The organism is Mesorhizobium sp., from assembly GCF_005063415.1.
GTDB lineage: Bacteria > Pseudomonadota > Alphaproteobacteria > Rhizobiales > Rhizobiaceae > Mesorhizobium.
In genome coordinates, this window is record NZ_SUEG01000037.1 from 13438 (window position 1) to 36471 (window position 23034).

Consider the following 23034-nt stretch of genomic DNA (forward strand, 5'->3'; position numbering starts at 1 on the left):
TCTCAGCGCAAAATCAGCGCCGCGGCGCCTTCCTTGCGGTCTGGATATCCTTGGCGAACGGCCAGACGGTGCTCGACATCGTCTCGATGCCGGACGCGCTGAGTGCCGATCCGAACAGAAAGCCTTGGACCATGTCGGGCTTGACCTGCAGGGCCAATATCTTGAGCTGTTCGAAAGTCTCGACGCCTTCAACGGTGACCGAAAGTCCCAGCGGCCGCGACAGGTTGACGATGCCCTTGAGCAATTCGAGCGACCGTCTGTTCTGAGTGACATCCATCAGGAACGAGCGGTCGATCTTGATCTTGTCGAGCGGCAGTTTATGGAGATAGCTCAGGCTCGAATAGCCGGTGCCGAAATCGTCGAGCGCAATACGCACGCCGAGCCGCTTCAATTCCTCGATATATTGGCGTGTCAGCGACTTGTCGTCGAGCAGCGCCGTCTCGGTGACCTCGATCTCGAGGCGGTCGGCCGGCAGACCGGAACCGGCCAGCGCATCGCGAACCTTCTGGATGACATCACGATTGCGGAAATCCTTGGCTGAGAGATTGACCGACACGCTGGTCTGGGCCGGCCATTTGGCGCATTCCGTGCAGGCCGCATGCAGGACGAAGGTGCTGATGTCGGAAATGATGCCCATTTCCTCGGCCAGAGGAATGAAGATACCGGGAGAGATCGGCCCGAGATCGGGATGATCCCAGCGGCACAGCGCCTCGCAACTGGCGATACGCATCGTGCTCATCGCCACGATCGGCTGATAGACAACCCGCAATTCGTTGTTTTCCACAGCGCTGCGCAGGTCCGCCTTCATCAGCTGACGGCTGCGGAACGCAGCGTCCATGGAGGCCTCGAACAGCCGCCAGCCGTTCTTGCCAAGCTCCTTTGCCTTGTAGAGTGCAAGGTCCGCCTTGACGATCATGGCATCGACGTCGGTATCCTTGACCCGCGAGAGCGCCGCACCTCCGCTGGCCTGGATGCGCAATCCGTGGCCGGCGACATCGACCTCGCCCTGTAGATTGACAAAGATCTCATCAACCTGGCCGGTCAGATGGCTTTCATCTTCGATGCGTTCGAAGAAGATCATGAACTCGTCGCCGCCGAAGCGGCTGACGGTGATACCTGGGCCGGCAATTGCCGCCAGCCGCTCAGCAACGGCGTAAATCAATCCGTCGCCGACCGGATGACCAAGCGTGTCGTTGACGCTCTTGAAATCATCGAGGTCGAGGACGACCAGTCCGCAGAGACGGTCTGGATCTCCCGAGGCCATGGCTTCCACCACCAGTTCATGGAAATACGCGCGGTTGGGCAGGCCGGTGAGACTGTCGTAACGGGCCATGAAGCGTATTTTGTCCTCGGCCTCGACGCGGGCGGTCACATCCTCGAAAGTGACGACGCCCAGTTCCTGGCTGCCTTCCCGGGCAGAAAATTCATAGTGCTGGCCGTTGGCTAGCGAGACCAGAACCTTGCGGTCGCGGCCCTCGCGCAGGGCGCGCGTCAGTTGGGCTTCGATGTAGCGGCAATCCTTCGGCGCCAGCATGCCGCCGGCAACGCCGCGCATCAGCAGACCGTGGATCGAGCGTCCGAGCAAGGCATCCGGCGATTTGAGCGACATCAGGTGCGCGGCTTCGGCATTGGCCACCGCTACCCGGCCGTCCGGACCGAGCATGACAAGACCATGCGACATGGTGTTGAGGGCGCGGTTGAAACGCTGTGCGATGCGGTTCGCCTTTTTTTCCTCCGAGACGGCGGCAAAAAGCACGTCGCGGACCGTGTCGGCGAATTTGCGAATCGCAAACAGGAATGGCGCGGACAGGAGCCCGAGAAGGATGTGGTAGATATCGCCACGTAAAAGGAACCCCAACGAGATCGGCCACGTCAAGGCAAGCGTCAGGATGGTGACCATGCGCGGGGAGCCATAGTTGCGCCCGGCAATGGAGGTGGCCGTGGCCAGCGTCAGGCAGACGGAGGCGATCTCAGCGAAACTGTCGCGCGCAAAATAGATGCCAAGCAGGCAGAAGGCGCCAAGCGTGAGCCCGTGCAAGGAGCCATAGAGGATGTAGTCGTTCTCGCGCTTGTGCGCCTCTTCCCAGGTCGTCGGCGGGGGCAAGCTGTTGTATTTGCGGAAGTTTCTCATGCGGAAGATACCGACGAGAACCATCGCGATCGCGACAAGCAGATAAAGCGGGTCGCCGCTTTTCCACCAGACAAGGCCGATCAGGAAGGTCTGCGCGACAATGCCGATCGAAAGCGTCACGCCGTCGCGAAACAGAGTTTCCACGAACGGAATGTAAACGTCGACCGGAATCTCGTTTTTTCGTCTCAGATTCACGCCTGGATCCCAACCCTGGGAACCCAGCAGTGTCACATTGGCCTTAAGAAAGGTTTAGAGCGGCGATTCGAGCCCCGCCGGGGTCCATCGCTGACGTTGAGGAAACAGGGAAACTACAGGTTCAGGTAAACAAGGGGTATCACAACGCGGAATCATTCGGCGGCTTGAAGCTGCGGCCGCAGCGGCGCCGTCGAAAGGCGGTCGAGCAGACGCTGGCGTTCGCCGGCGGCTTTTTCGGCACTGGCCTGCTTGACGTGGCCAAAGCCGCGGATGAGCGCCGGCACCGAAACAAGCGCGGCGGCGGCCTCGATGTTGCCCGGTGCCAGCGCGCCGGCGACGAGATCCAGATCCGCCTCATACAAGGTTAGAAGCTGCCGCTCCATACGCCTCTCGGCGCTGTAGCCGAACAGGTCGATAGCGGTACCGCGCAGCCCCTTCATCGCCGCCAGCAGGCGGAACCCGTTCATCATCCACGGACCAAAGCTCGATTTCCTCGGGCTGCCGTCACTGCCGCGCCTGCCCATGATCGGCGGTGCGAGATGGAATTCGAGCTTGTCGTAGCTCTGGAACTGCTTTGCGAGCTCTGCGGCAAAGGAGCCGTCCGTATAAAGCCGCGCCACCTCGTATTCGTCCTTGATCGCCATCAGCTTGAACAGGTTCTTTGCGGCAGCCTCGGTCACCACGGTCGAACCGGGCACAGCATTGGTTTCGGCCTTGCGCAGCGTCGCCAGTCTGTCGGCATAGCGCTTGCCATAGGCGGCGTTCTGATAGGCGGTCAGGAAGGCGACGCGGCGAGCAATTATATCGTCCAGCGTCTCGGCGGTGGCGGCAGGCTGCGTGGCCTTGCCCGGCTGGGCGAGAAGGCTGCGGACGAAATTCGGCTGGTGGGCGGCGCGGCGGCCCCAGCGAAATGCCGCGACATTCATCGCCACCGCCTCGCCGTTGAGCTCGATCGCCTTCTCGACCGCCTCCGCCGACAGCGGCAAGCCGCCGTGCTGGAAGGCGAAGCCGAGCATGAACATGTTGGCGCCAAGCGAGCTGCCGAACAGCGCGGTGGCGGTGCGGGTAGCGTCGAAGAAATGCGCCCTGTCGTCGCCCGCGGCAGCTCTTATCGCTTTCTTCAGCCGCTCGACGGGCAGCGTGAAATCGGCCGAACGGGCGAACTCGCCCGGCATGATCTCGGCGGTGTTGGCGAGGAAGATGGTATGGCCTTCGCGCACCGCGGCCAGCACCTTCTTGGCACCCGAAACGACGAGATCGCAGCCAAGCACGAGATCAGCCTTGCCGGCCGATACGCGAATGGCGTGGATGTCGTCCGGCGTGCGGGCGATGCGGACATGGGTGAACACCGAGCCGCCCTTCTGGGCGAGGCCGGCCATGTCGATCATGCCGCAGCCCTTGCCTTCCAGGTGCGCGGCCATGCCGAGCACCGCGCCGATGGTGACGACGCCGGTGCCGCCGACACCGTCTATGATCGCCGCCCAGCCTTGTTCACCGAGCGTGAATTGCCCCGGCACCGGCACCCCCGCGAGCGGGTCGGCCGCGCCGGCAATGCCTTCGGCTTTCCTGATTTTTGCGCCGTGGACGGTGACGAAGGACGGGCAGAAACCATTGACGCAAGAGAAGTCCTTGTTGCAGCTCGACTGGTCGATCTTACGCTTGCGGCCGAATTCGGTCTCGACCGGCTGGATCGAGACGCAATTCGACTGCACGCCGCAATCGCCGCAGCCTTCGCAGACCAGCTCGTTGATGAAGATACGCTTGTCGGGATCGGGGAAGGTGCCGCGCTTGCGGCGGCGACGCTTCTCGGCGGCGCAGGTCTGGTCGTAGAGCAGCACCGAGACACCTTTGACCGAACGCAACTCGCGCTGGACGAGATCGAGATCGTCGCGGTGATGGATGGTGGCGCCGGCGGGAAATTCCACCTTGCCGGCATATTTGTCCGGCTCGTCGGTGACGATGGCGATGCGCTCGACGCCCTCGGCGCGCACCTGCCTGGCGATCATGTCCACCGTCAGGCCGCCCTCGTGCGGCTGCCCGCCGGTCATCGCAACGGCGTCATTGTAGAGGATCTTGTAGGTGATGTTGGCGTCGGTCGACAGCGCGAAGCGGATCGCCAGCACACCCGAGTGGTTGTAGGTGCCATCGCCCAGATTCTGGAAGATGTGCTCGCGCTTCGAGAACGGCGCCTGGCCGACCCACTGCGCGCCCTCGCCGCCCATGGCGGTGAAGCCGACCGTATTGCGGTCCATCCACAGCGCCATGAAATGACAGCCGATTCCGGCGGCGGCGAGCGAGCCGTCCGGCACCTTGGTCGAGGAATTGTGCGGGCAGCCGGAGCAGAAGAAGGGCGTGCGCGAGGCGATGTCTGACGTGTCGGCCAGCATCGCCTGGAACTGGCGCAACTTCGCCACCCGCGCAGCGATTTCTTCCGATGGGCCGATCGTTCGCAAAATCCTCTCGCCGAGCGCGATGGCAATATCGTTGGGGTCGAGCGCGCCTTTGGCCGGGAACAGCCAGTCGCCGCGCTCGTCCTTCTTGCCGACGATGACCGGCTGCGTCGCGGTGCCGTAAAGGTTCTCGCGCAGTTGCACCTCGATCAGCGAGCGTTTCTCCTCGACGACGACGATGGTGTCGAGGCCGCGAGCAAAGTCGGCGATGTGCTGCAGGTCGAGCGGCCACGGACAGCCGACCTTGAACAGCCTGATACCGATACGATTGGCGGCCGTTTCGTCGATGCCGATGTCTTCCAGTGCCTGGCGAACGTCGAGATAACTTTTGCCGATGGTGACGATGCCAAGCTTCGGGCTGCTGCCGCCCGAATAGACGATCCGGTTCAGCCCATTGGCGTGGATGAAGGCCGAAGCGGCGGCGCGCTTGTATTCATGCAACCGCTCCTCCTGGCCGAGCATGTCGATCTCGTTACGGATGTTCAGGCCGCCGGGCGGCATGTCGAAGTCCGGGATGACGATATCTAGCCGGTCGAGCGCGGCATCGACCGAAGCCGTCGATTCGATGTTGTCCTTGATGCATTTGATCGCCGCCCAGGTGCCGGCAAAACGCGACATGGCAAAGCCGTAGAGGCCGTAGTCGATGATCTCCTGGACGCCGGCCGGATTGAGGATCGGCACCATGGTGTCGACGAACAGGAACTCGGTGGCATGCGCGTTGGTCGAGGATTCGGCCATGTGGTCGTCGCCCATCAGGGCCAGCACGCCGCCATGTTTCGACGACCCGGCGAGATTGGCGTGGCGGAACACGTCGCCGGAGCGGTCGACGCCCGGACCCTTGCCATACCAGACCGAAAAAACGCCGTCATGGGTGCCCTCGCCCAGCAATTCGGCCTGCTGCGAGCCCCAGCAGGCGGTGGCGGCGAGCTCTTCGTTGAGACCGGGCTGGAAGACGATGTCCGACTGAGCGAGCTGGTTCCTGGCCTTCCACAGCTGCATGTCGAGGCCGCCGAGCGGCGAGCCGCGATAGCCGGAGACGAAACCGGCGCTGTTCAGGCCAGCCCGGCGGTCGCGCTCGCGCTGCATCAGAAGCATGCGGATGACTGCCTGGGCACCCGACAGGAAGATGCGCTCCTTTGCCAGGTCGAACTTATCGTCGAGCGCGACATTGTGCAGCGTCATCAGGCATTTCCTGTGCGGAGGTCGCGCCTGGAGGTGCGCGGCCAACGTCGGAGTCGAGTGCCCACAGTCTTTCTTCCCTTGCCGGGGAGGTCAAACAAAATCGAAGGTGCCAGGCGGTCCGCAACAAACGATCCGTGCGCGGCCGTGTGGCGCCACGAAACGCCTGTCGGGGAGGATGGCCGAGCACGAAAATTCCGGCGGCGGTCGGTGCCGCTGGTGACGCATCATGCAGCCTTTGGGCAACTGGGCTTCGGTTCGCCGGGCAGCTTGCCGTCGACATGGCCGGCCAAGTCCTTGTTGAGCTCGTAGACTGGCCCGACCACCAGAGGCCGGTCGGGCAGGACCGACTGGTCGAGCGAGGACGTCAGAGTGGTCTCGAAACTCTGCAGCAACTTGCCGCTGGAATCCTCGATGCGGATCGACACCGCATAGGGCTTGTCCTTGACAACGCAGGTGAGCGGCGGGCTGGTGAGCGTCACATGCGGCAGCTTCGGCCATATTTTCTGGGTGACGATGATCGGATCGCCACCGGCCGGGTTCTGGAAGGAGACCACAGCGACCTGCCCCTCACCCACCGGCCGCAGCGGATTGAGGGTGATGACATAGGTGGCGATACCCAGCCGGTAATTGAACTCGAACAGCTTCCCGGAAATGGCGAACAGCTGGTCCTTGCCGGAATCACGGCAGGCGCCGAGCGCGGCCGCCGCGAACAACGCCGCGACGACAATCATCGCGCGCGAAAATATTCTAGACATTGGTGACCTCCCTGGCCGCGGTCCGGCGGCGATAGTATCGGTTTGCCTTCTGGCGGTTGCCGCACACCGCCATGTCGCACCAGAGGCGGCTCGAATTGCGGCTTTTGTCGACAAACAGCCAGCTGCAGTTCGGACATATCCTCAGCCTGGCGATGGTGTCGCTGCGCAGCAGCGACAGCGCCGAGACCGCAAGCGCCGCCTCGAAGGCAATCGGCGTCGCCGGATCACCGAACGGTTTCCCAGGCGTGCCGATTTCGGTGCGGCTATGGGCGAGGCCACCGGCGCAGGCTTCCAGGAATTTCGGCATGTCGCCTGTCGCGATCACACCTTTCGACACCGCGCCGCGAAACAGTCGATCGGTAGTCTCCCGGATCGACAGCACCACCGGTGCGATCTTTTCAGGCGCCGGCGCCACGAGCCGCCTGCCGCCGAGCTCGGCGGCGCGAAAGCCGCTCGCCGCTTCGGCAAAGCGGGCGATCTCGGCCGGATCGTCGAAACGGTCGAAGGTTTTCTCCGGATCGTTCCTCAAAACGACGGTGTTCGCCGTGTCGAGCGCAAGCATGCCACCGGTGAAGCGGTGCGGAGTCCAGGATACTGTCATACGGCGAAATCTAACCTATAAATCGCGTTTGACAAGTTAGATTCCGGGTGCAACGGTCATCACTGAGGCGATCGCCGTATTGGGAATGTCGTTCGTCCCAAACCTCTGCCCCGATTGCGGGGCATGCATCGAGGGTCTTGCATGCTCTATTTTTTCCAGCAGGTTCTGAACGGGCTGCATTCGGGCGCGCTCTACGCATTGCTTGCCTTCGGCTACGTGCTGACCAACGGCATCCTGCACCGCACCAATCTTGCCTATGGCGCGCTGTTCGCCTTTTGCGGGCATACGATGATCCTCACCGCGGCGTTCGGCTATCAGGCGCTGTGGCTGACGCTGTTTGCATCGGTCGCGCTCGGCGTAGCGGCGGCATTCCTTTATGCGGCGCTGCTCAGCCATGTCCTGTCGCGAAGCATCTTCGAACCGCTGGCCGACCGCTCGCCCAACGCCATCGTGGTGACGACGCTCGGCATATTGCTGGTCTTGTCGGAAGCCAGCCGCATCGCCGCCGATACCCATGACCTATGGTTGCCGCCAATGCTGGCCCAGACCATCGTCTTCGCGCAGAATGCCAGCTTCAAGGCGACGTTGACGCTGATCCAATTGCTCGATTGCGCCGCCGTGCTGGCGGCTATTGCGCTGGCTGCGTGGGGGTTCACACATTCCAGCTTCGGCCGAAGCTGGCGTGCCGTATCCGACGATCCAAAGGCCGCTGCGATGTGCGGTGTCGATGTCCGCGCGGTGTTTCGGCGTGCGGTGCTTTTCGGCGGCCTTTGCGCGGCACTGGCTGGCGTGCTCGCCGCCTTCTACTACGGCAACATCAGCTTCGGCACAGGGTTGGTCTACGGGTTGAAAATCCTGTTCGTGACCGCAGTGGGCGGCTATCTTTCGCCTTTGCGGGCGGCACTGGGCGCCGCCGCTTTCGGCATGGCCGAATCGCTATGGGCCGGCTATTTCCCGCTCGAATGGCGGGACGGCTGGATGTACCTGTTCCTCGTCGCGATGCTTGTGCTGATCGGCTCCGGCCGCGACCAACAGAAAATCGCCTGAGCCGCACCCGACTTTGGTTGGGTGAAAGCGCCGCATGTCCTTGGACATGCAAAGGACGCGGCAGCATTTTGCCGGGCATCACCTCACAACCGTGTTTATGCGGGCTGTCCCATGTTGACCCGCCGAACCACGCACTGCATACCGTTGGTCCACAGCGACGCGACGGACAGGGAACCGGCGTGCTCTGACACAAGGGAGGAATGCATGGCAGGGCTTCTCGCTCTTTCCAGAGCCATTGACCGTTTGAACGAATTCATCGGCAAATGGGTTTCGTGGCTGATCCTGCTGGCGATCCTGGTAAGCGCCGCCAACGCCGTCATCCGCAAGGTGTTCGACATGTCCTCGAACGCCTGGCTGGAATTGCAATGGTATCTGTTCGGCGCCGCCTTCATGCTGGCCGCCGCCTACACTCTGAAGCAGAACGACCATATCCGCATCGATATCGTCTACGGCATGTTCTCGCGCCGCGTGCAGCACTGGATCGACCTTTTCGGTCACGTCTTCTTCCTGATGCCGTTCGTGACGTTGATGGTGGTCTATTTCGTTCCTTATGTGTCGCTGTCGTATCGCAGCGGCGAGATGTCGAACAATTCCGGCGGGCTGATCATCTGGCCGGCGAAGGCGATCTTGCTGGTCGGCTTTTTTCTGCTCGCGCTGCAGGGCATTTCCGAAATCATCAAGAAAATCGCCATCATGCGTGGTCAGATGGACGATCCCACTCCGTTCATATCGGTGCATGAGCAGGCCGAGCTAGAAGCCAAGGCGCTCGTCGAAGAGGTGCGCTCGTGATCGAGTTCATCGCCCAGAACATGGCGCCGATCATGTTCGCCTCGCTGGTCGTCTTCCTGCTGATCGGCTACCCAGTCGCTTTCTCGCTCGCCGCCAACGGCCTGATGTTCTTCTTCATCGGCGTGCTGCTGTCGCCCTATTCGGGCGGCTCAATCAATCTCGCCTGGCCGTTGCTGCACGCGTTGCCGGATAATTTCTATGGCAGCCGGGTGATGTCGAACGATACGCTGCTGGCGATCCCGTTCTTCACCTTCATGGGCATCGTGCTCGAACGATCCGGCATGGCCGAAGACCTGCTCGACACGATCGGCCAGTTGTTCGGACCGGTCCGTGGTGGCCTGGCCTATGCCGTGATTTTCGTCGGCGCGCTGCTCGCCGCGACGACCGGCGTGGTTGCGGCTTCCGTCATCGCCATGGGTCTGATTTCGCTGCCGATCATGCTGCGCTACGGCTACGACCGCCGGCTGGCATCCGGCGTCATTGCCGCGTCCGGGACGCTCGCCCAGATCATCCCGCCGTCGCTGGTGCTGATCGTGCTGGCCGACCAGCTCGGCCGCTCGGTCGGCGATATGTACAAGGGGGCGCTGATCCCCGGGCTCATTTTGACCGGCATCTACATGCTCTACATCCTCCTCATGTCGATCTTCCGGCCGAAGTCGATGCCGGCCCTGCCGCTTGAGGCCCGCACGCTGGGCCATGGCGTGCTGTCGCTGCTGGCGGCGCTGCTGGCGGCGGTGGTGGTTTCCTATTCGGCGTATCGCTACCTCGCGCCGAACCATGGCGGCAACGCCGATATCCTCGGCGCCAGTATTGGCGTCATCTTCATCTATGTCGTGGCGATCGTCGACCAGCGCCTGAAGATCAACCTGATGTCCAGGCTGGCGCAGCAGGTGATCATCGTGCTGATCCCGCCGCTGGCGCTGATCTTCCTGGTGCTGGGCACCATCTTCCTCGGCATCGCCACGCCGACCGAAGGCGGCGCCATGGGCGCCGTCGGCGCGCTGGCGATGGCGGCGATGAAGGGGCGGCTGTCGCTCGACGTGATCAAGCAGGCGCTGGCCTCGACGACCAGGCTGTCGTCCTTCGTTCTGTTCATCCTGATCGGCGCGCGGGTGTTCTCGCTGACCTTTTACGGGGTCAATGGCCACATCTGGGTTGAGCACCTGTTGACGTCGCTGCCGGGCGGTGAAGTCGGTTTCCTGATTGGCGTCAACATCCTCGTCTTCGTGCTCGCCTTCTTCCTCGACTTTTTCGAGCTTGCCTTCATCATCGTGCCGCTTTTGGCACCGGCGGCCGACAAGCTCGGCATCGACCTGATCTGGTTCGGCGTGCTTTTGGGCGTCAACATGCAGACCTCCTTCATGCATCCGCCCTTCGGCTTCGCGCTGTTTTATCTGCGCTCGGTCGCCGCGCGCGTGCCCTATCTCGACCGGCTCAGCGGCAAGCAGATCGCGCCGGTCACCACAGGGCAGATCTATTGGGGCGCGGTGCCCTTCGTCTGTATCCAGGTGATCATGATCGGCCTGACCATCGCCTTCCCGCAGATGGTGATGCACTACAAAGGCACCGTCGTCGATCCGGGCACAATCAACTATCAGGTGCCGGAGACGCCTGGCATCGGCTTGTCGCCGCTTGGCGCGCCGCCGGCCAACGGCGGCACTGCCCCGGCCTCACCTACCACACCGGATTTGTCGCAGCCGCCGAGTTTCGACGAAAAGCCGCCCGCGAAACCGGCGGCACCGGCAATCGATCTGTCGCAACCACCGAGTTTCAACTGAGGAAGGCCCGGCAGCCATGAAGGCGGTGCGACTGGAGCGAGTGGGCGGCCTCGCCATGTGCGAGGTCGAGAAACCGACCGCCGGGCCAGACGAGTTGCTGGTGCGGATCGAGGCGTGCGGCGTCTGCGGCACCGACAGGCATCTTTTCCATGGTGAATTCCCGTGCACGCCGCCGGTGACGCTCGGGCATGAATTCTCCGGCATCGTCGAGGCGATCGGACCTGCCGTATCCGGCTTTTCCGTCGGTGACCGCGTTACCGGCGACCCCAACATTGCCTGCGGCCGCTGTGCGCATTGCCAGACCGGCCGGGTCAATCTCTGCGGCAATTTGCGCGCCATCGGCATCCATCGCGATGGCGGCTTTGCCGAATATCTTGCCTTGCCGCAGAAACAGGCCTTCGCCTTGCCAGGCGATCTGAAGCCGACGCATGGTGCTTTCTGTGAGCCGCTCGGTTGCTGCCTGCATGGCGTGGACCTTGCCGCGATCAAACCAGGCTCGTCGGTCGCAGTGCTCGGCGGCGGTGTGATCGGCCTGCTCACCGTTCAGCTGGCAAAGCTCGCCGGTGCGACGACCATCATCCTGTCGACGCGTCAGGCCTCGCGGCGGGCTCTTGCTGAGCAACTTGGCGCAACGGCGACGGTCGATCCCAGTGCTTCCGACGCCACCGATGCGATCGTCGGCCGGTCGGGTTTGATGCCGGGCGGCGTCGACGTGGTGTTCGAATGCGCCGGCGTGAAAGACACTGTTGAGCAGGCGATGCGGCTGGCCAAAGCGGGCGGCACCGTCGTCGTCGTCGGTGTGATGCCGCAAGGCATGAAAGTGGCGTTCGAACCGTTCGATCTGCTGTTCCGTGAGTTGAAGGTCCTGGGTTCCTTCCTCAACCCCTTTACCCATCGCCGGGCTGCCGATCTAATCGCCTCGGGGGCGATCGAGGTAGACCGGCTGATATCGCGACAAGTCAGCCTCGACGAAGCCGTGGCGATCATTGCCAACCCGCCGGCGCCAGGTGAGGTCAAGGTCCTGGTAGTGTCTCAGGGCTGATCCATCGGGCCGGTTGCCACCGGCAGGCTTCGCGGTTCTGCGTCGCATCGATGGCTTCATCCTCAATCTGATAAAGCCGGGCTGATGAAGCCGGGGAAAGGCGACCCCTCCACCTATGCCGACGCCGGCCAACAACCGGGTGAGGTCCAGCAGCTGATACCCGGCCGCATCACGTCGATTACGTTCTATTGCCATGCGCCGGGTGGGATATTGGTGGAAGTCAGAGCGTCGGAAGGCTGACGGGGAATGACCGCGGGGCGTGGCCCGGGGTCCTTTGACAAGGGACGATCAAACGCCGGCCTGGAGTGGGATGCCAATAAAACCGGGCATCCGCTTTGTTTTAGTCCATTTCTGCGACGCCGAGCGGAGCCACTCGGCGTCGCAGAATGTCCTAGAGCTTGCTGTTGCGCTGCTGGACCATCATGAAGGTGTCGTAGTTGTACTCGGCCACCTGCGCCCAGAGATAATGCTCCTTGCGGAACGCCTTGATCGAGTCCCAGATCTTCTTGAACGGCGCGTTCGAGGCTTCCATCTCGGCATAGACTTCGTTGGCCTTTTCGAAACAGGCGGCCATGATCTCTTGGCTGAACGGGCTCAACTTGGCCCCGCCGGCAACCAGCCGCTTAACCGCCGCCGGATTGAGATAGTCGTATTTCTGCAGCATGTTGGCGTCGGCCGCTTGAGCGGCAGTATGCACCAGCGACTTGTAAGCCGGGGAAAGTTCGTCGTATTTCGCCTTGTTGAACATCAGGTGGACAGTCGGTCCACCTTCCCACCAGCCGGGATAGTAGTAATAGGGCGCAACCTTGTAGAAGCCGAGCTTCTCGTCGTCGTAGGGGCCGACCCATTCGGCGGCATCGATCGTGCCTTTTTCCAGCGCCGGATAAATGTCGCCACCGGCGATCTGCTGCGGAACCACGCCGAGCCTTTGCACCACTTTGCCGGCAAAACCACCGATACGCATCTTGAGGCCGGAAAGGTCGGCGACCGTTTTGATCTCCTTGCGGAACCAGCCACCCATCTGCACGCCGGTATTGCCGCCCGGCAGCCCGAACAGACCCTGCGTCGCCAGGAACTCGTTGAACAGATCGATGCCGCCGCCATGATAGTGCCAGGCGTTGATGCCGCGCGCATTGAGCGAAAACGGAACCGCCGCTCCCAGCGCCCAGGTCGGGTCCTTGCCCCAGTAATAGTATGCCACCGTATGGCAGGCCTCGACGGTGCCGGCAGTGGTGGCATCGGCGGCCTGCAGGCCGGGAACGAGTTCGCCGGCGGCGAAGACCTGGACCTGGAAGTTGCCGTCGGTCGCCTCCGACAGCATCTTGGAAAACACTTCGGCGCCACCATAGATCGTATCGAGCGACTTCGGGAAGGACGACGCCAGCCGCCAGGTCACTTTCGGATTGGACTGGGCGATGGCCGGCGCGGCAAGTGTCGCGGCAGCGGCCGCGGCGCCAACGCCGGTGGTGCCGGCCTTGCGGATGAACGAACGACGATCCATGAAGTTCCTCCCTTTTGGATCAACTGACCGACATTCGGGACGCTTCGGCGCCCGGATCGGCTTCGAGCCCGACAATACACAGGCAAGGAGTCGAGTCCAGCGCGGCAGCCCGGTTTGAGTGGCGCATTTCGGGGAAATTCACGGCGTTGGGGCAGATCTTGCAACTATAGTCTAAGGTCGATTAACTGGCCTACGCGACACGCCGAAACTTGCCATGGAAATGCGCCTTCGGATCGCCTATTTTGCAGGCAGATAATTCGTTGCACCCGATGGGATCCGGACCAAATGCACCAGCCGCTCGTCGCCATATCGACCGACGTCCGCCAGTTCGACAATTACTCCTGGCATGCCGCCCCGCAGCAATATCTCGAAGCGGCGCTTTCGGGTGCAGGCGTGTTCCCACTGCTGGTACCGTCCTTCGGCGACCGGCTCGACTTCGACGAACTGCTTTCCGCCGTCGATGGCGTCATGGTCACCGGTTCCAAGTCCAACGTTCATCCCTCGCTCTATGGCGGTGACGCCAGCGAAGCCAATGGTCCCTACGACCCCGCCCGCGACGCCACCACGCTGCCGCTGATCCGCCGGGCGGTGGAGCGCGGGGTGCCATTGCTCGCCATCTGCCGCGGCATCCAGGAGATGAATGTGGCACTGGGCGGCACGCTGGCCACCGAAATCCAGGAACGCGCCGGTTCGCTCGACCATCGTGCGCCGGCAAGCGACAATCAGGACGAACGCTTCGCCATCCGTCAGAGCGTGTCGATAAAACCCGGCAGCTGCCTGGCCGGGGTCTTCGGCGCCGGCGACATCATGGTCAATTCGGTGCATCGCCAGGCGGTCGACCGGCTTGGCCCGAAGCTGCAGGTCGAAGCGGTCGCCGCCGACGGCACAGTCGAGGCGGTTTCGGTGCGCGATGCACGGGCTTTCGCCGTCGGCGTCCAGTGGCATCCCGAATACTGGGTCAAATCGGACAGCATCTCGGTAAAGATATTTCGCGCATTCGGCGATGCGGTGCGCCTGCATCAGGCGGCGAAATCGGGCGCGCGCGCAGCCGCGGAATAGTCCTGCCGCGCTCGTCAGTCGCCGGCCGACGCCAGCGTCAGCAGCGGCAGCGCCGGCGCGTAGGATTCGTAACCATCGCCGTCGGCGACTGAGAACATGACGATCGGATCGGTGCCGTTGGCGCTGAAGGTGACCGTGCCGTCATCCTGCTCTCGCCAGAACTTCGCCTGCTCGACGCCGGGCAACACGCGGCGGCAATTCGCGGCGACCGTCAACAGCGACAAACCTTGCGAAATCTCGGCGCCGCGGCTGACTGCACAAGAGGCCTCGTCGCCATTGGCTACCAGCCTGTAGTTGCCGGACGAAGGTGTTGACTCACTGGCTGCGCGGCTTTGACCGCTACCGGCGTAAAACAGCTGGACGCTGCCTAACAGCACAGCAGTCGCCATCAATGCGGGAAGCGTTTTCATCCTGTTTCTCCGCGCATTTCAAGCGCGCCGCGTTCGAAGAGATCAGGGAGGCGCGCTTCATCTTGCTGTCATGTGCTGTCAGGCGGACAGACACTAGGAAGGACCAGAATGATTCCGAAGGGTTAAGCTGAAGTTAACAAATATGGCGGTCACGGCCTCGCCTTGACGTTTGCCGTCTCCGGCACCGGCGTCAGCGCCTTGCGCTGCGAAAACCACGAGACCAGATTGTCGACGCACAGGTCCGCCATGGCGCGGCGGGTGTGCTGCGAGGCCGAGCCGACATGTGGCAAAAGCGAGGTGTTGGGCGCGGCAAGCAACGCCGCTGGCACATTCGGCTCGTCGGCAAAGACGTCTAGCCCGGCAGCGGCGATGCTGCCGCTGGCAAGTGCGGCGGCAAGGGCTGATTCGTCGACCGTGCTGCCCCGGCCGATGTTGACGAAAACGCCGTTCGGCCCAAGGGCCGAGAGGATTTCGGCATTGACCGCCTTTTCCGTCGAAGCCCCGCCGGGCGCCACCGAGATCAGCGTGTCGACCGCCTCGGCGAGACCTTTCAGCGTCGGGTGATAGTCATAGGACAGGCCTTCGACGCGGCGCCGGTTGTGATAGGCAATGGACAGCCCGAAAGCATCGAGCCGGCGGGCAATGGCGAGGCCGATGCGGCCCATGCCGAAGATGCCGATATGGCGACCGCGCAAGGTCAGCCGGCTCAGCGGATAATTGCCGTTGCGCAGCCAACTTCCGTCGCGCAACCAGGCCTCGGCGCGCGGCAGTTCGCGGATGGTGTTGATCAACAGGCCGAGCGCCGTGTCGGCGACCTCCTCGGTCAGCACGTCCGGTGTGTTGGTGACCATGATGCCGCGCCGTGCGGCATGGCGGACATCGACCGAATCATAGCCGACGCCGAAATTGGCGATGATCTCGAGCTTTGGCAGCGCGTCCATCAACGCGGCGCTTATGCCGCCAAAGGCGGCTATGCCGCGCACCGTAAGGCGCATCTCGTCGGTGACCAGCGAGGGATCGGCGCGTTCGATCCGAACGCTGCTGAACGCCCCGTCGATGCGGCCGACCGCATGATCGTTGAACTGGCCCGGCACCAGAATGGCGACAGCTTGCTGTTCGGTTTTTGTCATGCACGTTCCACCGGTTTGCCGGTCGACTGGCGCACATGCAGTTCCGGCTTGATCAGTTCCTGCGACGGCCGCACCGTCTGTCCGTTGAGTTTGTCGAGCAGCGCGCTGGCGGCGCGGCGGCCAACCTCGCGCTGGCCGTTCCAGACCGTGGTTAGCGCCGGCGTCGCGATCGCCGCCTCCTCGAGGTCGTCATAGCCGGTAACGGAGATGTCGATGCCCGGCACCAGACCGGCGCGCGCAATGCCGTTCATCAGGCCGATGGCGACGAGGTCGTTCCAGCAGCAGGCCGCGGTCGGCCTGTCCTTTAGCGCCAGGAACTGCCCGGCGGCCTCGAAGCCGGCCTGCTTGGTGCGCGGGCCGGCGATGCGCCAGGACGGCCTGACCTCAAGCCCTGCCGACTCCATAGCGTTGACATATCCCTGATAGCGATCGCGGCCGGTCGAGGTCTGGTCGGTACCGCCGATCATTGCGATGCGCTTGTGGCCAAGCGAGATCAGATGATTGGTGGCAAGCCCGGTGCCGTAGGCATCGTCGCCGCGGAATACCGGTACGTCGGCGCCTTCGACGGTGCGTGCAATCAGCACTGCCGGGAGACCGTTCTCCTCGGCCATGATGATGTCTTCGGGCGGCGTGCCGATGGCCGGCGACATGATGACGCCGTCAGCGCCGAGTTGCAGAAGCGTGTCGATGAAGGTGCGTTGTTTCTCGAGTTGGTCGTAGTGGTTCGACAGGATGAAGGTCTGGCGGCTGCGGTCGAGCTCGCTCTCGATCGAACGCAATATCTCGGCAAAGAACGGGTTCATGATGTCGTGGACGACGACACCGACTATGCCTGAGCGCGAGGTGCGCAGGCTGGCGGCGCGGCGGTTGTAGATATAGCCGATGGCGCGTGCATGTTCCTTGATGCGGTCGCGGGTGCCGCCGGCGACCAGCGGGCTGTCGCGCAAGGCCAGCGAGACCGTGGCCGTGGACACGCCGAGCGCATCCGCGATGGTCGAAAGCTTGATCTTCTGTGCCAGCGCCCTGCGCTCCCGAAGCAATTTAAACTGTTTAAAGGCCGGCTCTTATGCCATCGATCCCGAGCAAATCAAAGTTTTTTTGCCAGCGCTTCCGCCTCCGCGTCCAGCGTCGCGCGGCTGCGCAAGCGAAGCCGGCGCTCGCGGTGGACGATGTAGAGGCCGCTGGCGACGATGACTGTGGCACCGGCCAGTGTCCAGCGATCGGGAAACTGGTTGAAGACGATCAAGCCGGAGACGATCATCCAGATCATCTGCGAATATGGATAGGGGGCCAGGGCCGTGGTGGTGGCAAGGCGATAGGCCTGCACAAGAAGCCAATGGCCAAGGGCGCCGAAAACGCCAAGCATCAGCAATATGAACCAGTGCCAGCCATCCTGCGGCAGCGAAAGCGAAAACGGCAGTGTCGGCAGCAGCAGCACGGCCGGCGCCAACGCCGAAAACAGGATCAGGCTTTCCGAGGTTTCCGTCGCGGACATGCGGCGCGTCATGATGACGTAAAAACTGTTCGATAGCATCGAGCCGAGCGCAAAGAGATGGCCGACGCCAAAAACCCCAATGCCCGGCCGGGTAATGATGAGGACGCCGACAAAGCCGCTCATGATCGCCAGCCAACGCCGCCAGCCGGCCCATTCCCCTAGCAACGGACCGGCAAGCGCGGTGATCACCATCGGGCCGAAGAAGTAGATCGAGGTGGTTTCCGCCAGCTGCAGCGTCCGCAGCGCCAAAATGTTGCATATCGTCGATCCGAACAGGAGCAGACCGCGCGTGAGATGCGCCGGCAGGTTGGCGGGACGAAAGCGCAGCGGCTCGCGCCATCCGCGCAGAAAGACGCCGACGATCAGCACATGGACCGCGAAGCGGGTCCAGGCGACGATCAGCGCCGAGACGCCGGCCAGCACAAGGTATTTGCTGCTGGTGTCGAGGAAGGTGAAAAACACGTAGACGGAAAGCATGCACAGGATCGCCGCCGGCGACGTCGCGCTTTCGTCATGTCTTGGGGGAGCATTCAATTTCAGGCCGGACGGGAAGCAAGGCAGTCCCTCACCAATGCGGCAATTGTCGCCTGCGGGCAAGCCAAAACAGGCTGGCACGGCGACAGCCGCCGACAGGCTCAGATTTGTCCCTGGTGGCCGAAGAAGTCAGGCGTGCATGCGGGCGCCCTTGGTGATCTTGTCGACGAGCTTCTTTTCGGCGCGAAGCGCGATGCCGACCACCTTGGCATCCTCCGGCGCAAATTCGGCAAAGACGGCACGGTTGGCCAGATCATACCCAGTCGAAAACATTTCCTCGACATAGAGCGAGACCGTCACACCACGCTCCAGCGCCCGCCGGTGGATCGCGCCGAGCGTCTGGCCGTCCGCCGAAAGCACGATGACCGGCTGGATCGATAGCGGGTTGTAGATATTGCCGGCGCGATCACGGTAGGGCTCGCCGATAATGTCGGAAAACTGCGCGACGATGCCGCTGGTCAGAAAGGCGGTGACGTTGAGCTTTTGCCAGACGGGAAGATTATCCTTGAGCACGATTGCAAATTTCGTATCGAACATGCGACAGTTTCCAATCCGAAAGGGGGCCAATCCGAGGCTGCGAGTGAAGCAATGGCGCACGATCTAGACCGGGAAGCCTTTCAGGGTCTTGGACGTTTGTGCGTGGATGCAGCCGAGAACTGCATCGTACCGGCACCCCGTGCTGCCGGCATGGAACGCATCGAGGCCCGGTTCCACGGCAATGCCTTCAATCTCCATCGCCACGACACCTATGCGATCGGGGTGACGCTTTATGGCGTGCAGCGCTTCCGCTATCGCGGCCAAACGCATCAGAGCTTGGCTGGCCAGATCATTATCCTTCATCCCGACGAACTGCACGATGGCGGTGCCGGCACCGAAGATGGCTTGCGATACAGAATGCTCTATTTGGAGCCGTCCCTGATGCTCGATTGCCTCGGCGGCGGATCACTGCCATTCGTCGGGAATGCTGTGATGACAGATCGCGACCTCCGCGCGACGCTGCTTTCGGCGCTCGGGCCGCTGAATCAGGAACTGGACGAGCTGTTTGTCGTCGATTTCATGACGCAGCTTATGCAAAGCCTGGCCCGGCACGCTGGTCAGCCGGCGAAACCGGTAGCGAAAAGTGCGTGGCGCGCCGCCAGCCTGGCGCGCGACTATCTTGAGGAAAATGTTGCGCGGATTGTCCGTTCGGATGAATTGGAGGCGATAACCGGATTGGACCGTTATGCCCTGTCGCGGCATTTCCGCGCCACCTTCTCCACCAGCCCGCACCGGTTCCTGTTGATGCGCCGGCTTCAGCGAGCCCGCCGTATGATCGAAGCCAACGAACCGCTGGCAGAGATCGCCATCGCGGCCGGCTTCAGCGACCAAAGCCATTTCAATCGGCATTTCAAAAAGGCATTCGGCGTCACACCGGGACGCTGGTCGGCACTGACGCGACGGCCGTCAGTGGCGAACGCGTGAGCTATTCAAACATCTTGTCCTCGATATCCAGTTCGTCATCGGGGAGCACCATTTCACCGTTCGACAGGTTCGCCTCGACACGGGCAAGCAGCTTGAACAGCGCTTTCTGATCCTTCTTGTCGAGACCCTTCAATGCCTGCTTTTCGGTCTTCTTCACCGATTTCTCGATGGCGTGGATGATTTCGCGGCCGGTGTCGGTGAGGAAAATATGCGCCTGGCGGGCATCGGCGGAGGAGGCGCGCTTTTCCAGAAAACCCTGTGCCTGCAGCCGGTTGATGGTCTTGGTGATGGTCGGCGGACGCACGCCGAGGCGGCCGGCAAGATTGCCGGGCGTCTGCCCGTCGTCGCGGTCGAGCGCCAGCATGATCTGGTCCTGGCCGGCATAGAAACCATGCGCCAGAAGCCGGGCGGCGAGCGCCGTGCGCGCCAGCCGCGCCGCTGAATGCAGCCGGCTCATTGTTGCAGTCTTGTCCGCCTTGGCCATGCTCATCCCTCCTCGGCCGAACCGGTGCGGGCTGCATAAAAGCATGCCGCCGGTTGGCAATGACGATCGAAAACCTTCCGGCTCGAAAAATAGCTTTGCCGGCAAGCATCGCGGTGTTCGCCGTGGCTAATGCCAGATGTTTATTTCAGTTAGATGACAAACGACTTTCCGCAATGGCTGGGTGGGGACGTGACGAGGCGTTTCTCAACCGGCCTTCACTGCGACCACCATCAAGGCCTGAAAGGCGTCCGCCATTTCCCGCAGCGCTGCCTGAGACAGCGGCCCGGCCTGCCGCGCAATGCCGTCCCGCGCGTTCGATGTGTCGCGTTTGCCGGGACGGTCGTTATAGGGCGCGACGGTGGCGAATATCTGATCGCTGAGGCTGTCGGGGAAGAACATCTGGCCGGTCATCACCGAGCGGTCGTCGGGGAAGATCTTGAAATGGATGTGGGTGGTGCGGCCGCGATACCAGCCGGGATAGATGGTGGCGAAAGAAGCAATGCCGCTTTCATCGGTTCTCTGCCAGCCCCGGAGAAAGCTCTGGCCGGACGTGTCGATATCCTGCCCGTCGCCCTGTCCGGGATAGCCGGAATAGGCGCCCTGGGCTTCGCAATGCCAGATATCGACGCGTGCGCCGGGAAGCGGCCGGCAGGCGGCGTCGACGATTTGCAGCCGCACATCGAGGGCAATGCCTTTCTTGCCTTCGGTGACGTCGGTGCGTTCAAGCTTCGGGTCGAAATAGAACGGCCCTTCGGTGACCTCGGGCGTGATGGCGCAGACGCCGGCACCGGCTTCGAACAACGCAAGCCCGGCATAGGGCGAAACCTGCCCGGCCCTTGCGCGGGCAGGCAGGAATATGCCGCCGGCGGTAACCGCAACGAGACGGAGCGCCTGCCGACGGCTTAGTGGCAAGGACTTGTCGGACATCTGGCGCCTCTTCAGTGCGAACAGCCCCCGTAAATGATCCTCGGCCTATCTAGGCCCTACCGCCAGCCCGCGCCAATGAAAGTTCGGCAATGTGAGGAAAGTTCGGCAATACCGGCCTCTCTTTGGCCCACCGGTTGCCTCGTGCAAAACGCGAGCACACGTCCTATATGGAGCCGACAACCCCTATTCGAGGCACAATATGAGCGACGCACAGACGCAGATCCCCGTAACTGTCCTCACCGGCTATCTCGGCGCCGGCAAGACGACACTGCTCAACCGCATCCTTTCGGAAAACCACGGCAAGCGCTACGCCGTCATCGTCAATGAATTCGGCGAGATCGGCATCGACAACGAGCTGATCGTGGAATCCGACGAGGAAATCTACGAGATGAACAATGGCTGCGTCTGCTGCACCGTGCGCGGCGACCTGATCCGCGTCGTCGAAGGCCTGATGCGCAGGCCCGGCCGCTTCGACGCCATCGTCGTCGAGACCACTGGCCTCGCCGATCCCGTGCCGGTAGCACAAACCTTCTTCATGGACGACGACGTGCGTTCCAAAACCAGGCTCGATGCGGTGGTGGCACTGGTCGACGCCAAGCACCTGCCGCTGCGCCTCAAGGATTCTCGCGAGGCCGAGGACCAGATCGCCTTTGCCGATGTCGTCGTGCTCAACAAGACCGATCTGGTCACCCCCGAAGAGCTGAGCAAGGTGGAGGCGACGATCCGCGCCATCAACCCGGCGGCACGAATCCATCGCACCACGCGCGCCAGCGTGGCGCTGTCCGAGGTGCTCGATCGCGGTGCGTTCGACCTGTCCCGGGCGCTGGAGAACGATCCGCACTTCCTCGAGGCGCATGACGATCACGACCATCATGATCATGATCATGACCATCATCACCATCACCACGATCATGACGGGCATCATCATGAGCACGCTTCCGACATCCATGACGTGACCGTGCAGTCGGTGTCGCTGCGCGGCGGCGAGATGGACCCGAAAAAGTTCTTCCCGTGGATCGAGAAGATCACCCAGATGGAAGGCCCGAATATCCTGCGGCTGAAAGGGATCATCGCGCTGAAAGGCGATGACGAGCGCTATGTCATCCAGGGCGTGCACATGATCATCGAGGGCGACCACCAGCGCGCCTGGAAGGACGGCGAGAAGCACGAGAGCCGGCTGGTGTTCATCGGCCGCGAACTCGACGCCGAGCGGCTGAAGACAAGCTTCGAGGCCTGCCAGGCCGCTTGATTTAGCTGCCCCTTCTTCCTTCTCCCCTTGTTATGGGAGAAGGGCAGCCCGCAACGCTGGCGTCCTCTCCTCACGACGATTCGAAGCACGGGTTGAGACCCGCAGCTCAACCCCTTAAGGGTGGGGCAGCAGAAATCTCGAACGGAATGATCTCTCATGCCGACAGTCGCCCCGCTCGATCTCGAAGGCCACTGCCTCGCCGCCGTGTTCCTCGGCGACGTGCCGCATTTTGCGCTGGCCGACGGCACAATCCATCGGCTCGACCACGGCCACAAGACGGTGCAGGCCAATGACGGAATGCTCGCCGCCTTCCACGACGCGGCGAACGACCGGCTGATCACCGGTGGTGAGGACGGCAGGATCTTTGCCGTGACTGCAGGCGGCAATACAGCGGAATTGGCGACCGCAGGCAAAAAATGGATAACCAGCGTCGCCGCCGGGCCGCAAGGCGCTGTTGCCTATGCTTCGGGCAAGATTGCCCATGTGCGCTTTGCCGACGGCAAAACCAGGGAATTCTCGCATCCGCGCTCGGTCGAGGGGCTTGCCTTCTCGCCCAAGGGCATGCGCTTCGGCGTTGCCCGCTACAATGGCGCGACGCTGCATTTCCCGGCTGCCGACGGCAAGCCGGTCGAGCTCGAATGGGCCGGCGCCCACACCGGCATCACCTTCTCGCCGGACGGCGGCTTCGTCGTCACCACCATGCAGGAAAACGCGCTGCATGGCTGGAAGCTCGCCGACGGCAAGCACATGCGGATGTCCGGCTACCCCGGCAAGGTCAAAAGCCTGTCGTGGAGCGCCAAGGGCAAATGGCTGG

General features: G+C 62.7%; 20 protein-coding genes. 8 read left to right on the forward strand and 12 right to left on the reverse strand.

The window, feature by feature from the left end:
- Positions 1-13: 13 nt before the first annotated feature.
- From E5W70_RS12620 to E5W70_RS12635, 4 genes are all read right to left on the reverse strand, one after another.
- The gene (locus tag E5W70_RS12620) at positions 14-2326 is read right to left on the reverse strand and encodes an EAL domain-containing protein (protein WP_292658316.1); all 2313 of its coding nucleotides are present in this window, start codon (positions 2324-2326) and stop codon (positions 14-16) included.
- A gap of 152 nt (positions 2327-2478) precedes the next feature.
- Complete coding sequence (locus E5W70_RS12625; RefSeq protein ID WP_292658319.1) at positions 2479-5958, reverse strand: indolepyruvate ferredoxin oxidoreductase family protein; 3480 nt, start codon at positions 5956-5958, stop codon at positions 2479-2481.
- Positions 5959-6182: 224 nt separating this feature from the next.
- Entirely contained in the window at positions 6183-6713 is a 531-nt protein-coding gene (locus E5W70_RS12630) for a hypothetical protein (protein WP_292658321.1), read from the reverse strand.
- Complete coding sequence (locus E5W70_RS12635) at positions 6706-7314, reverse strand: CGNR zinc finger domain-containing protein (RefSeq protein ID WP_292658324.1); 609 nt, start codon at positions 7312-7314, stop codon at positions 6706-6708. Before E5W70_RS12635 ends, E5W70_RS12630 begins: the two co-directional genes overlap by 8 nt.
- Positions 7315-7455: 141 nt before the next feature.
- Here E5W70_RS12635 and E5W70_RS12640 point away from each other — a divergent pair, with 141 nt between their 5' ends.
- The 4 genes from E5W70_RS12640 to E5W70_RS12655 all read left to right on the forward strand — a co-directional run bounded on the left by E5W70_RS12640 (position 7456) and on the right by E5W70_RS12655 (position 11970).
- Positions 7456-8361, forward strand: a complete 906-nt coding sequence (locus tag E5W70_RS12640) for a branched-chain amino acid ABC transporter permease (RefSeq protein ID WP_292658326.1) — start codon at positions 7456-7458, stop codon at positions 8359-8361.
- Between the two features lie 204 nt (positions 8362-8565).
- The gene (locus tag E5W70_RS12645; RefSeq protein ID WP_292658329.1) at positions 8566-9150 is read left to right on the forward strand and encodes a TRAP transporter small permease subunit; all 585 of its coding nucleotides are present in this window, start codon (positions 8566-8568) and stop codon (positions 9148-9150) included.
- Entirely contained in the window at positions 9150-10928 is a 1779-nt protein-coding gene (locus tag E5W70_RS12650; RefSeq protein ID WP_292658370.1) for a TRAP transporter large permease subunit, read from the forward strand. The genes E5W70_RS12645 and E5W70_RS12650 overlap by 1 nt, the downstream gene beginning before the upstream one ends.
- A 16-nt stretch (positions 10929-10944) precedes the next feature.
- Positions 10945-11970, forward strand: a complete 1026-nt coding sequence (locus E5W70_RS12655) for a zinc-dependent alcohol dehydrogenase family protein (RefSeq protein ID WP_292658331.1) — start codon at positions 10945-10947, stop codon at positions 11968-11970.
- 391 nt (positions 11971-12361) lie between these two features.
- Here E5W70_RS12655 and E5W70_RS12660 read toward each other — a convergent pair whose 3' ends face one another.
- The gene (locus E5W70_RS12660; RefSeq protein WP_292658333.1) at positions 12362-13471 is read right to left on the reverse strand and encodes a TRAP transporter substrate-binding protein; all 1110 of its coding nucleotides are present in this window, start codon (positions 13469-13471) and stop codon (positions 12362-12364) included.
- Between the two features lie 285 nt (positions 13472-13756).
- Between E5W70_RS12660 and E5W70_RS12665 the strand changes: the two genes are divergently transcribed.
- Positions 13757-14530 carry a gamma-glutamyl-gamma-aminobutyrate hydrolase family protein gene (locus tag E5W70_RS12665; protein ID WP_292658336.1) on the forward strand — a complete coding sequence of 258 codons (774 nt, stop codon included), beginning with the start codon at positions 13757-13759 and terminating at the stop codon, positions 14528-14530.
- Between the two features lie 14 nt (positions 14531-14544).
- Here the strand turns inward: E5W70_RS12665 and E5W70_RS12670 are convergent, their stop codons facing one another.
- The 5 genes from E5W70_RS12670 to E5W70_RS12690 form a co-directional block, all read right to left on the reverse strand.
- Complete coding sequence (locus E5W70_RS12670) at positions 14545-14940, reverse strand: hypothetical protein (RefSeq protein WP_292658338.1); 396 nt, start codon at positions 14938-14940, stop codon at positions 14545-14547.
- A 149-nt stretch (positions 14941-15089) separates the two neighbouring features.
- A complete protein-coding gene (locus E5W70_RS12675) occupies positions 15090-16070 on the reverse strand; it encodes a 2-hydroxyacid dehydrogenase (protein WP_292658340.1) in 981 nt (326 codons plus the stop codon).
- On the reverse strand, positions 16067-17089 hold the full coding sequence (locus E5W70_RS12680) for a LacI family DNA-binding transcriptional regulator (protein ID WP_292658373.1): 1023 nt from the start codon (positions 17087-17089) through the stop codon (positions 16067-16069). Before E5W70_RS12680 ends, E5W70_RS12675 begins: the two co-directional genes overlap by 4 nt.
- A 68-nt stretch (positions 17090-17157) precedes the next feature.
- Positions 17158-18042: a DMT family transporter gene (locus tag E5W70_RS12685; protein WP_292658342.1), complete on the reverse strand. Its 885-nt coding sequence runs from the start codon at positions 18040-18042 to the stop codon at positions 17158-17160.
- A gap of 186 nt (positions 18043-18228) precedes the next feature.
- Positions 18229-18636 (reverse strand): DUF2000 family protein, encoded by a 408-nt coding sequence (locus E5W70_RS12690; protein WP_292658345.1) that lies wholly within the window; start codon positions 18634-18636, stop codon positions 18229-18231.
- A 51-nt stretch (positions 18637-18687) separates the two neighbouring features.
- Here E5W70_RS12690 and E5W70_RS12695 point away from each other — a divergent pair, with 51 nt between their 5' ends.
- The gene (locus tag E5W70_RS12695; RefSeq protein ID WP_292658348.1) at positions 18688-19560 is read left to right on the forward strand and encodes an AraC family transcriptional regulator; all 873 of its coding nucleotides are present in this window, start codon (positions 18688-18690) and stop codon (positions 19558-19560) included.
- Between the two features lies 1 nt (position 19561).
- On the opposite strand, the gene E5W70_RS12700 is transcribed toward E5W70_RS12695, so the two are convergent.
- On the reverse strand, positions 19562-20044 hold the full coding sequence (locus E5W70_RS12700) for a MarR family winged helix-turn-helix transcriptional regulator (RefSeq protein ID WP_292658351.1): 483 nt from the start codon (positions 20042-20044) through the stop codon (positions 19562-19564).
- Between the two features lie 204 nt (positions 20045-20248).
- A complete protein-coding gene (locus tag E5W70_RS12705) occupies positions 20249-20971 on the reverse strand; it encodes an intradiol ring-cleavage dioxygenase (protein ID WP_292658354.1) in 723 nt (240 codons plus the stop codon).
- 199 nt (positions 20972-21170) lie between these two features.
- Here E5W70_RS12705 and E5W70_RS12710 point away from each other — a divergent pair, with 199 nt between their 5' ends.
- Together E5W70_RS12710 and E5W70_RS12715 are read left to right on the forward strand one after the other, a co-directional pair.
- Positions 21171-22220, forward strand: coding sequence for a GTP-binding protein (locus E5W70_RS12710; protein ID WP_292658357.1), 1050 nt, complete (start codon positions 21171-21173; stop codon positions 22218-22220).
- 156 nt (positions 22221-22376) lie between these two features.
- The coding region (locus E5W70_RS12715) for a WD40 repeat domain-containing protein (protein WP_292658360.1) at positions 22377-23034 on the forward strand (658 nt) is incomplete at its 3' end.